Origin of the sequence: Methylobacterium sp. J-026 (assembly GCF_022829585.1) — a bacterium.
Taxonomy (GTDB): domain Bacteria; phylum Pseudomonadota; class Alphaproteobacteria; order Rhizobiales; family Beijerinckiaceae; genus Methylobacterium.
In genome coordinates, this window is the sequence record NZ_JAKSYC010000267.1 from 72,185 (window position 1) to 81,665 (window position 9,481).

At 70.9% G+C, this 9,481-nt stretch carries 12 protein-coding genes; 6 read left to right on the forward strand and 6 right to left on the reverse strand.

Features of this window, described 5'->3' with window-relative positions:
* Nucleotides 1-5 precede the first annotated feature (5 nt).
* Nucleotides 6-935, reverse strand: coding sequence for an HD domain-containing protein (locus tag MKK69_RS22670; protein ID WP_243971675.1), 930 nt, complete (start codon nucleotides 933-935; stop codon nucleotides 6-8).
* A 147-nt stretch (nucleotides 936-1,082) separates the two neighbouring features.
* Nucleotides 1,083-2,273 (reverse strand): inositol-3-phosphate synthase, encoded by a 1,191-nt coding sequence (locus MKK69_RS22675; protein ID WP_243971677.1) that lies wholly within the window; start codon nucleotides 2,271-2,273, stop codon nucleotides 1,083-1,085.
* Nucleotides 2,274-2,609: 336 nt separating this feature from the next.
* Here MKK69_RS22675 and MKK69_RS22680 point away from each other — a divergent pair, with 336 nt between their 5' ends.
* Nucleotides 2,610-3,851, forward strand: coding sequence for a transglycosylase SLT domain-containing protein (locus MKK69_RS22680; RefSeq protein ID WP_243971679.1), 1,242 nt, complete (start codon nucleotides 2,610-2,612; stop codon nucleotides 3,849-3,851).
* A 594-nt stretch (nucleotides 3,852-4,445) separates the two neighbouring features.
* Here the strand turns inward: MKK69_RS22680 and MKK69_RS22685 are convergent.
* The gene (locus MKK69_RS22685; RefSeq protein WP_243971681.1) at nucleotides 4,446-4,859 is read right to left on the reverse strand and encodes a hypothetical protein; all 414 of its coding nucleotides are present in this window, start codon (nucleotides 4,857-4,859) and stop codon (nucleotides 4,446-4,448) included.
* Nucleotides 4,860-5,072: 213 nt separating this feature from the next.
* Here MKK69_RS22685 and MKK69_RS22690 point away from each other — a divergent pair, with 213 nt between their 5' ends.
* Genes MKK69_RS22690 through MKK69_RS22700 form a run of 3 tightly spaced genes read left to right on the forward strand, consistent with a single transcriptional unit; the run spans nucleotide 5,073 to nucleotide 7,360 of the window.
* Nucleotides 5,073-5,552: a DUF2948 family protein gene (locus MKK69_RS22690; protein ID WP_243971682.1), complete on the forward strand. Its 480-nt coding sequence runs from the start codon at nucleotides 5,073-5,075 to the stop codon at nucleotides 5,550-5,552.
* A gap of 19 nt (nucleotides 5,553-5,571) precedes the next feature.
* Complete coding sequence (gene hisD, locus MKK69_RS22695) at nucleotides 5,572-6,867, forward strand: histidinol dehydrogenase (RefSeq protein WP_243971684.1); 1,296 nt, start codon at nucleotides 5,572-5,574, stop codon at nucleotides 6,865-6,867.
* A 10-nt stretch (nucleotides 6,868-6,877) separates the two neighbouring features.
* Nucleotides 6,878-7,360 (forward strand): UPF0262 family protein, encoded by a 483-nt coding sequence (locus MKK69_RS22700; RefSeq protein ID WP_243971686.1) that lies wholly within the window; start codon nucleotides 6,878-6,880, stop codon nucleotides 7,358-7,360.
* Here the strand turns inward: MKK69_RS22700 and MKK69_RS31400 are convergent.
* Nucleotides 7,326-7,409: a hypothetical protein gene (locus MKK69_RS31400; protein ID WP_409564864.1), complete on the reverse strand. Its 84-nt coding sequence runs from the start codon at nucleotides 7,407-7,409 to the stop codon at nucleotides 7,326-7,328. The two genes, MKK69_RS22700 and MKK69_RS31400, sit on opposite strands and share 35 nt — an antisense overlap.
* Here MKK69_RS31400 and MKK69_RS22705 point away from each other — a divergent pair.
* Complete coding sequence (locus tag MKK69_RS22705) at nucleotides 7,384-7,854, forward strand: low molecular weight phosphatase family protein (RefSeq protein ID WP_243971688.1); 471 nt, start codon at nucleotides 7,384-7,386, stop codon at nucleotides 7,852-7,854. The two genes, MKK69_RS31400 and MKK69_RS22705, sit on opposite strands and share 26 nt — an antisense overlap.
* A 182-nt stretch (nucleotides 7,855-8,036) precedes the next feature.
* Nucleotides 8,037-8,480 (forward strand): hypothetical protein, encoded by a 444-nt coding sequence (locus tag MKK69_RS22710; protein WP_243971690.1) that lies wholly within the window; start codon nucleotides 8,037-8,039, stop codon nucleotides 8,478-8,480.
* A gap of 176 nt (nucleotides 8,481-8,656) precedes the next feature.
* Here MKK69_RS22710 and MKK69_RS22715 read toward each other — a convergent pair whose 3' ends face one another.
* Together MKK69_RS22715 and MKK69_RS22720 are read right to left on the reverse strand one after the other, a co-directional pair.
* Nucleotides 8,657-8,995, reverse strand: coding sequence for a hypothetical protein (locus MKK69_RS22715; protein WP_243971692.1), 339 nt, complete (start codon nucleotides 8,993-8,995; stop codon nucleotides 8,657-8,659).
* 116 nt (nucleotides 8,996-9,111) lie between these two features.
* Nucleotides 9,112-9,481 (reverse strand): transglutaminase-like cysteine peptidase (locus MKK69_RS22720; protein WP_243968142.1); only part of this gene is annotated, 370 nt, incomplete at its 5' end.

Below are 9,481 nucleotides of genomic sequence, written 5' to 3' on the forward strand. Positions count from 1 at the left end.
TGCGATCAAGGGATGCGCATGTCGCGCAGGACACGATCGTGGAAACCCTTCACAGGCCCGGCATGGACCAGTTCCCACTCGTCGAGCACCAACGCCATCGTGGTCGAAGCCCCGCGCAGGTGCTGGGCGATCTGGAGCACGCGGTCGACGCAATCGGCCGCATGGAAAGCGCGGCCCTCCGCGGTGGCGTCGTCCGGGAGCACGGCGCGGGCGCGCTCGACCTGACCCCGCAGGGGCTCGGCGAGTTCGGCGAGCGCCCAGGCGGTCGTGGTCGCCATGATCGGCCCGAGATGGTCGCCGAGCAGCATCTCGCCGGTGAAGCCGGCATCCGGCATCGCGGCGTTGTGGAAATGGTGCGCCATCGCGGCCAGGAACACGGTCGTCGGATCCGCCCGGTAGAACGGGCTGAGGCAGACGCCGTAGGCCGCCACGATCAGGCAATGCTCGGCGTGGTTCTCCGGCGGCTCCAGCAGGATCCGGGCGCGGCCGGGACAGGTCACGCCCGCCCGCGGCTGCCGCGCCAGGGCGCCGACGAAACCGGGCAGCGAACCGGGCCGGCCCGCCGGGCGCGGCGCCAGCCTGGCGCGCAGCCGGGTCCGGAGATCCGGATCGAGATCCCCGGTCACCGCGTCGAAACCCGCGACCAGTACGGCAGAGGCCGCGTCCTCGGACAAGCCGGCCGCGGTCAGGAAGGCCGCGTCGAGGTCGCAGAGGCGGGTCGCCGCGAGGGCGACGGCGGTGATGTCCAGGGCGACATCCTCGGGCGGGGTGCCGCCGGTGAGGAGGCCCCAGCCCTGCGCGAACAACCGCTCGGCGATCGATCCGTCGCGGCCCGCCGAGCGGACGCGCTTGAGGTCGTTCATCTCGACCAGAAGGTCACGCAACGCCTCCGGCGCTGCGGCGCCGGTAGCGGATCCTTGGTTCTCGCTGGGCATCGGCTCTTTCAGACAGCGGTCGGCGGTTCGAGCGGACGTTCACCGAATTCTGCGCAGGCCCCTCCGGACCATCACTTTTCGAAGGCGGAAGCGCGGGTCCCCTCCCCTTGCGGGGAGGGGAGTGCGCGGTGGCGCATCAGCGCCCGGTCAGTGCACGCCCAGCCAGTCGCGCAGCATCTGCTCCTGCTTGCCGAAGGCGTGCTCTGGCCCATGGCCGTTCTTGACCATCGGGGCCTTGAAGAAGGTCGAGAGCTGCTCCTGCACGCCACCGTCGCCGCGCTTGTTGGCGAGGTCGAGCACCCGGGCGATCTCGATGACCAGGGGCGCGGCCAGGATCGAGTCCTTGCAGAGGAAGTTGACCTTGATCTGCATGCGCTGGCCCATGAAGCCGGTGACGTCGATGTTGTCCCAGGCCTCCTTGTCGTCGCCGCGCGGGCGGTAATAGTGGATGTGCACGAGGTGGTCCTCGACCGGGTAGCCGAGGATCGAATCGAGCACCGTGCCCTTGGTGTTGAGCTTCGACTGCAGCGAGTTCGGGTCGTTCAGGGCGAGGCCGTCGCGGTTGCCGAGGATGTTGGTCGAGAACCAGCCGTCGACATGCAGCGCGCGCGCCTTGAAGGCGGGGGCGAGCACGGTCTTCATCATGGTCTGTCCGGTCTTGCCGTCCTTGCCGGCGACCGGGACGTTCAGCTCCTTGGCGAGATCGAGGAGCGCCGGCACGTCGGCGGCGACGCTCGGCGTGAAGTTCGCGTAAGGGATGCCGCTCTTGATCGCCGCGTAGGCGTAGAGCATCGCCGGCGAGATCGCCTCGTCGCTCGAATCCAGGCCCTTCTCGAAGGCCGCCGTGGAGTTCAGGGTCGGGTCGTTCAGATCGGGCCAGCGTTCCGTGGAGGCGAGGTTCACCACCACGACGTCGTCGAGGTTGCTCTCCTTCTGGAACCGGCGCAGGTCGTTGGCGATGACCGAGACCGCCTCGCGGTGGTCCCGGGCGACGATGCGGTTCTGGCCGTCGATGTTCTTGCAAAACTTGGCGCTGCCCACGGCCGGCCAGGGGGTGATGCCCTTCAGCGCCGTGGCGCCGTCCTCGATGTCGTCCTTCGAGAGCACGCCGTGGCCGCTCGCCGCGGACGCGAGGTCATCGCCGTTCAGGTCCCAGCCGCCGAAGACCAGGTCCTTGTAATCGGCCATGCCCGCCACGGAGAGGCCGGCGAGCGGCAGCCCGTCGAGCCGGTTCGAGCCGGATTTGATCATCTCGATGCCGGCGATGGCGGTGGTGGCGACGGCGCCCCCCATGCCAACGAAGGCGACACCGACGCGGCGACCGGACTGCATGCTCATCGGAAAATAGTGTCCTTCTGGGGACGCGCGAAGCGTCTTGGGGAAGCGTCTTGGGACGGAAAGGTCGACCCCCCCGGGGCCGTACCTAACTGGCTCCGGCGTGCGGCGTTCCAAGCCGAATGCGACAACTTTGCGCCTCCAGAGAGCGAGACGTGTCCGGATCGCGGCGTCGGCGCGGCCTTAACGGCCACGGTTAACCCTTCGTTGACCGTGCCACGCTTGGATCACCGGGCCGTCCCATTCTGGTCACGGCCGGCGCCGATAGGGCCGCCGCTTCACGGAGCCCGGCCGCCAGATGCCGGGCCGACGCAGGGACAGATCTGAAGAGGACCAGTGATGGGGGTTTTCCCGGAGCCGGCGCGTTGCGCCGACGACGTGAGCCGACTCGTGCCGAACGCGAGCCGTTTCGAGGATGACGCGGTGGCATGGCTGCCGCGGGACGGCCGCGGGACGGGCCGCCGCTCGGGCCGGGCGCGGCTCCGCCAGGTCTCCGGAACGCTGGCCCTGGGTCTCGTCGCCGGTTTCGGATTGCCGCAGGCGGCCTTCGCGCCGGCCTATTTCGCGCCCCCCGCACAGGCCCACGATCGGGTCGATACCAGCCCCCACGCGGCCCGGGCCCTCGCCGCCGAGGCTCCGGCGCCGGATTTTCCGTTGCGGTCGAGCCTCGACCAGGACGTGCCGCAGGACGCCTCGACCGAGGCCCCGACCGACTGGAACGGCCTGCCCGTGCCGGAGCAGGAGCCCGCCACGACGGCGCTGATCCAGGACGACCTCGCCGCCCTGCCGCGGATGACGCAGGATCAGGGCGCGGACGCGGTCCGGTTCGGCGAGCGCTCCGTGCCGCGCAAGGTGGTCGACACGATCGTGAAGGCCTCCGACGAGGCCGGCGTCGACCCCGTCTACATGATGGCGCTGGCCGATAAGGAATCGAGCTTCGACACGGACGCGAAGGCCGCGACCTCCTCGGCCCAGGGACTGTTCCAGTTCGTCGCCCGGACCTGGCTGGAGATGATCCGCGATTACGGCGCCCGCTACGGGCTCGCCGACGAGGCCGCCGCCGTGAAGGGCCGGGGCAATGCGATCACCGTGGCCGGCGCCATGCGCGCCCGGGTGCTCGGCCTGCGCAACGACCCGCGGATCGCGGCGCTGATGGCCGCCGAACTGATCAAGCGGGACCGGGAGCGGATCGAGGCCCGGCTCGGCCGCGCGCTGACCACCACGGAACTCTACCTCGCCCACTTCCTCGGCACCGCCAGCGCCGGGCGTTTCCTGTCGCTGTCCTCCGAGAAGCCCGACGAGGTCGCGGGCCGGGAGTTTCGCAGCGCCGCCCGGGCCAATCGCGGCCTGTTCACCGAGAAGGCCGGCGGCAGGCGCCGCAGCCTGACGGTCGCCGAATTGCACGGCCGGATCGACGGCATGATCGACCGGCGGCTCAATCGCTATCAGGGCGTGGCCGCGGTGGCGGTGGCGCTCGACAAGGCGCCGGCCCCGACCGAGACCGCCACGGAGGATACGGCCCCGGATGCCGGCCCCCGCCGCGTCGAGGTGACGGAGGCGCTGCCGCCGGACGGCGTGTGAGCGGCACCGGGTCCGGTCTCGCTCCTGGGTGCTCCGGACTTGAGGCTCGACGCCGGCGGCTGAGCGCGATGGCTCCCCCGCCACGTGGGGTGACGGTGTTCACGGGCCGCCCGGACAAGGCACGACGCGCCCCCTCTGCCGTACGGGCTACGTGAGTCACGCATCCCGCTCCGGATCGTCCTCGGCTTGAACGAAGGCTCGCTCCAGCGCTGCCACGCGCCCGCCCTGCCCCCTCTGCGGGCTACCGGATGCCCACATCTTCGATGAAAGCGGGCAGCGGCCGGACACAGTCGCGTCTTCCTCCCCCCTCTGCGGGGCCGGGTGGCCCCAGCGTCAGCAGGGGTCGGGTCGGGACGTAGTCCCGCAAGAGGGAAACCCGGTTTTCAGAAGACGGCGCGGCCCTCATGAAGGCTTACGCTACCTTCTGCAGCGTCGCTCCCCTCTCCCGCCCCCTCCGGGGGCACCCTCCCCCGCAGAGGGGGGAGGGAGGGCGCGTGTCATCTCTGGGGCGGGCCTGAAGTCCATCCGGAACGATCCAAAACCCGATGTGCGAACCGCTTCGCCCGCACGAAGACGGAGACCGCCGCCCCCCGTTCAATCGCCGATCCGGCCGCGCTTGTACCCGAAGCCCGGTATCTCGCAGCCGCAGGACGCGTCGGGCGGCGCGGGCGGTGTCGGGCAGGTCCCGCGGGACGTGACGCAGACGCTGTCGTCCCACCGGCGCCGGTCGAAGGAGTCGCGGCCCCGATCCCGGGGGCGCTCATACCCGTCGTAGGGCGGCGGCGGGGGACGCCGCGACCAGTCCCAGTCGTCGTCGCCCGCCGGCGGCGGCGGCGGGCGGGGCACGGGCCTGGACGGGGCGTATTCGTAGCGGTCCGGTCCGGGCTGTCCGTAGATGTAGACCTTCGGATCCGGGCCGACCTGCGCCGCCGCGGGACCGGCGAGCGGCGCGCCCAGGGTGAAGATCGCCAAGACCGCCACGGTCGCATGCGTGATCCGCCGTCCCATCCCGGTCCTGCCTCGAATCCTCGGACGCGCGATCCTGCGCGTTCGGGCTGGCCTGAACCTGTGCCGCGGCGAAAACGCAGGGGGATCGCGATCGCGGGCGCGGCCGTTGCCCGAACGGGATCGGGCCGCTACCTACGCTCTGCCGTGCGCCGACCCGCCGCCATCCCGTCCAACCCCATCCCGCCCGGCCCAGAGTCACCCGAGGACCGCTTCATGGAGCTGCTCAGGCTCGCCGCCCTCGACGCCGAGGACCTGACCGTGATCTCCGCGCATCTCCAGGACGCGATCCTGCGGCCGGAGGATCTGACCTACCTCGGCGACGAGCAGCGGTTCCTGATGGTCGCGCGACGCTTCGACTGGACGCCCGACGTCCCGCCCCGGCGGCGCCTCACCGGCCTGCATGTCGAGCGCGTCCGCGCCGTGAGGACGCGCGGGCTCGTGCGGGACGACGCGATGCCCATGAGCCTGCTGGCCCTGACCTTCGCAGCCACCGACGCGCCCTCCGGCCACGTCGATCTCGTCTTCTCCGGGGGCGCGGCGGTCCGGCTGGAGGTCGAATGCATCGAGGTCCGGATGAAGGATCTCGGTCCGGTCTGGGAGGCGGCCACGCGCCCCGGCCACGACGTCGACCGGATCGATCTCGACAGGACCAGCATCGACAGGGCCAACCCGGCCCCCGGCCCGGCGGCCTGAGAGGAGACAGAGGCTTCCGATGGTCCGGCTCGACAGCACAGATCCGCATTTCGCCGCCGATTTCGCGCGGCTGCTCACGGTCAAGCGCGAGATTTCCGAGGACGTGGACGAGGCCGTGCGCGGCATCATCGCCGACGTGGTCGCCCGGGGCGACGACGCCCTGGTGGACTTCACGCGGCGGTTCGACCGGCTCGGGGCGGCGTTTTCCGCCGGGACCCTCCGGGTCACCGAGGCGGAGATCGCCGCTGCGGTCGCCGCCTGCCCGCCGGACGCCCTGGGGGCCCTGCGCCTGGCCGCGGAGCGGATCGAGGGCTTCCACCGCGCCCAGCGGCCGACGGATCACCGCGCCACCGACGCCCTAGGGGTGACGGCCGGCTGGCGCTGGACGGCGCTGGAATCGGTCGGCCTCTACGTGCCGGGCGGGACGGCGAGCTACCCCTCCTCGGTGCTGATGAACGCGCTGCCGGCCCGGGTCGCCGGCGTGCCGCGCCTCGTCATGGTGGTGCCGACCCCGGATGGGCAGATGAACCCGCTGGTGCTCGCCGCCGCGCAGCTCGCCGGCGTCCACGAGGTCTACCGGGTCGGCGGCGCCCAGGCGGTCGCGGCACTCGCCTACGGCACCGCCACCATCGCGCCGGTCGCCAAGATCGTCGGCCCCGGCAACGCCTGGGTGGCGGCGGCCAAGCGCCGGGTGTTCGGCCAGGTCGGCATCGACATGATCGCCGGCCCCTCCGAGGTGCTGATCCTGGCCGACGGCCACGCCAATCCGGACTGGATCGCCGCGGACCTCCTGGCCCAGGCCGAGCACGACGTGGCCGCCCAGGCGATCCTGGTCACCGACAGCGCCGATCTCGCCGGTGCCGTGGAGGCGGCGGTCGAGCGCGCGCTCACCACCCTGCCCCGCCGGGAGATCGCCCGGGCGAGCTGGCGCGATTACGGCGCCGTCATCCGGGTGCGCGACTTCGACGAGGCCGTCCCGCTGGTCGACCGCCTCGCCCCCGAGCACCTGGAGATCGAGACCCAGGATGCCGAGGCACTGGCCGCCAAGGTCCGCAATGCCGGGGCGATCTTCCTCGGCTCCCACACGCCGGAGGCGATCGGCGACTATGTCGGCGGCCCCAACCACGTCCTGCCCACCGCCCGCTCGGCGCGGTTCTCCTCGGGGCTCGGGGTGCTCGACTTCATGAAGCGGACCACGATCCTGGCCTGCACCCCGGAGAGCTTGCGGGCGCTCGGCCCGGCGGCGATAACCCTCGGCCGGTCCGAGGGCCTGGAGGGGCATGCCCGCTCCGTCGCGATCCGGTTGAACCTGTGAGGTTTTGGGGATGGCGGAGAAGCAGCGCGGGCCGAACCGCCTCGCGAAGGTGAGCCTGGACGAGGCGTCCATCGCCCGCGGCAACCCGGACCAGGAGCACGAGCGGGCGATCGCCCTGTTCGACATCCTGGAGGACAACGTCTTCGCCATCCCCGGGCGCGAGGGCCCCTATGTCCTGACGCTGGGCCTGGTGGAGAACAAGCTGTCCTTCGCGATCGGCACCGTGGAGGGCGATCCGGTGATGACGCACCTCCTGTCGCTGACGCCGTTCCGGCGGGTGATCCGCGACTACGAGATGATCTGCGAGAGCTATTACAACGCGATCCGCACCGCCTCCCCGTCGCAGATCGAGGCGATCGACATGGGACGGCGGGGCCTGCACAACGAGGCGTCCGAGACCCTGCGGCAGCGCCTCGAAGGCAAGGTCGACCTCGACCACGACACGGCGCGCCGCCTGTTCACCCTGATCTTCGCCCTGCACTGGAAGGGCTAGGGCGCCGTCCGGCCCCGAGCGCGATGGCTGACCCCGTCCCCGAGACCATTCCCAAGAAGCGGCGGGTCCAGTCGGTCCTGTTCATGTGCAACTACAACGCCGTGCGCTCGGTGGCCGCGGAGGCGATCGCGCGCGCCTATTTCGGCAAGTCGACCTACGTGCAGTCCGCCGGGGTGCGCTCCGGCGAGCCGACGGACCCCTTCATGATCGCGGCGCTCGACGAACTCGGCATCGACGCGAGCCGGCACCGCCCCCGCACCATCGAGGAGTTGGAGGACTGGGAGGGGCTGAACTTCGACCTCATCATCACCCTCGCGCCGGAGGCCCACCACCGGGCCCTCGCCCTGACGCACACGCTCGCGGCCGACGTGGAATACTGGCCGACCCCGGACCCGACGCTGCTGCAGGACGCCTCCCGGGAGCAGCGCCTGGACGCCTATCGCGATGTCCGCGACGGGCTGACCCGACGGATCAAGGCCAGGCTCAAGGGGTAGCCGCGCCGGGCCGCGTCACGCCTCGGGCTGGGATGCCCGGCCGCGGTCGCAGCCTGCGGAGTCACCGCGCATGATGGTGGACGCACCCTGCCGGTCCCACAACGTGTGGGCATCCGGTCGGCAAGCCCACGATGCAAATTCCTGCTACAAACCGTTCGCAAAGAATGATTCGGTAGCCCGTCATGACGATCGTCCGTTATTGCAGCGCAATTTTTATTCTATACACATTCTTAATCTGCTCCGCCGACTCACAATGGAGTCCGGCCGGCGGGCTACTCGATGTCCCGGTCACGAACAACTGTTCCGTAACGCGGGACGAGGTCGCCACGGCGAAGTCGGACGGGATCTTCTACTGTCCGGTACGCGCCAGGATTGTCGATTCTCAGGTGGCGGATGCGAGTCATTTCGATCTTGTTCACGCCTATGCGATCCTGGCGATCCATACCAGTTCCAAGAAGCTGGCCGATTGTTGGGCCGCGCATCGTCTGGCAACGGCCCCGAATGGCCCGTACTATGTCCGGCAGTGGATCACCTACTGGAGAGCGTACGGCGCGAAGAATTTCAGCTACGGCGCGCCCGAGCAGAGGATCGCCAACGTCAGGAGCTGCTGCGCCTGCGGGGTTTGAGGATGGGGCGCATCGCGCCGATCCCCGGTCCGGGCTGATGCTCGCGACGAGGCGGCGGGCGTTCTGCGCGCGGCCCCGGTCACCCTCGGGCGAGGCGAACCGGCGTCCGGCGCGGCGGCGAGCGCCGTAGCGCATCCGTTCGAAACCCGGATCGCCGTTCGGGCGCCGCTCCGGCCTCAGCCGGAACCGCCGCCGATCAACCATGCCCGGAGGCGGCCGGCCAGCAACGGACGGGCGTGGGTCACGTCCTCGTCGTCGAGGAGCGGGGAGCCCGCCAGGGCGTCGAGATAGGCGCTCTCGGGAGTCCGGCACGCGCGGAAGGCGGCGTCGGCGGCCCGATCCCGTGCGGTCAGCGCCGCGTGAATCCGGAAATTGCGGGCGAGGCAGTCGCGCCAGATCGTGTGCCGCGTCGCGGTCTCGCCGGCCGCCCCGGCCGCCCCGGCCGTGCAGGACAGGCCGAGGACGAGCATCGCCACGGCGATGGGCACCGGCAAGATATGGCGGGCTGGCGGCATCGATCGGGCACTCCGTCCGTCCCGGGACAGGGTGGCGCGGAGCGGGTTAGCACCCGGTTAACCGCCCTCCCCCGATCCCCCGCCGGACCGGCGCCCCATCGGCCGTCCTGCCCCGCTCAGCGGTTTGCGGTCGTGACCGGGGAGGTGACGCCGCCGAGGGAGACCCAGGCGACGGCGTCCTGGCTCTCGCGCTTGATGAACACATAGCCGGTCTTGTGCCAGGGCAGGATCGCGCTGGTCTTGTTGTCGAGCACGAGGTCGCCCCGGTCGGTGATCAGCGTGAGCACGGCGTGGCCCTCGCCCTTCTCGTCGATCACCACGGTCATGCGCATCGCCCGGCGCGGTAGGCCGGCCTCGGCCAGCAGGTGGCGCTTGAGCAGCTGGAAATCCTCGCAGTCGCCGATGCCGTCCTCGGCCAGGTCCCAGCGGTCGGCCACGTGCAGGTGATCCTGGTCGGTCATCGGCTCGACCGCCTTGTTGACCCGC

Bases quoted from the DNA above. Each gene is read 5' to 3' on its own strand.
- MKK69_RS22690 (WP_243971682.1), top strand. From the start codon at position 5,073: ATGGAGCTGCTCAGGCTCGCCGCCCTCGACGCCGAGGACCTGACCGTG.
- MKK69_RS22685 (WP_243971681.1), bottom strand. From the start codon at position 4,859: ATGGGACGGCGGATCACGCATGCGACCGTGGCGGTCTTGGCGATCTTC.
- MKK69_RS22680 (WP_243971679.1), top strand. From the start codon at position 2,610: ATGGGGGTTTTCCCGGAGCCGGCGCGTTGCGCCGACGACGTGAGCCGA.
- MKK69_RS22675 (WP_243971677.1), bottom strand. From the start codon at position 2,273: ATGAGCATGCAGTCCGGTCGCCGCGTCGGTGTCGCCTTCGTTGGCATG.
- MKK69_RS22705 (WP_243971688.1), top strand. From the start codon at position 7,384: ATGGCTGACCCCGTCCCCGAGACCATTCCCAAGAAGCGGCGGGTCCAG.
- MKK69_RS22715 (WP_243971692.1), bottom strand. From the start codon at position 8,995: ATGCCGCCAGCCCGCCATATCTTGCCGGTGCCCATCGCCGTGGCGATG.
- MKK69_RS31400 (WP_409564864.1), bottom strand. From the start codon at position 7,409: ATGGTCTCGGGGACGGGGTCAGCCATCGCGCTCGGGGCCGGACGGCGC.
- MKK69_RS22670 (WP_243971675.1), bottom strand. From the start codon at position 935: ATGCCCAGCGAGAACCAAGGATCCGCTACCGGCGCCGCAGCGCCGGAG.
- MKK69_RS22700 (WP_243971686.1), top strand. From the start codon at position 6,878: ATGGCGGAGAAGCAGCGCGGGCCGAACCGCCTCGCGAAGGTGAGCCTG.
- hisD (WP_243971684.1), top strand. From the start codon at position 5,572: ATGGTCCGGCTCGACAGCACAGATCCGCATTTCGCCGCCGATTTCGCG.
- MKK69_RS22710 (WP_243971690.1), top strand. From the start codon at position 8,037: ATGACGATCGTCCGTTATTGCAGCGCAATTTTTATTCTATACACATTC.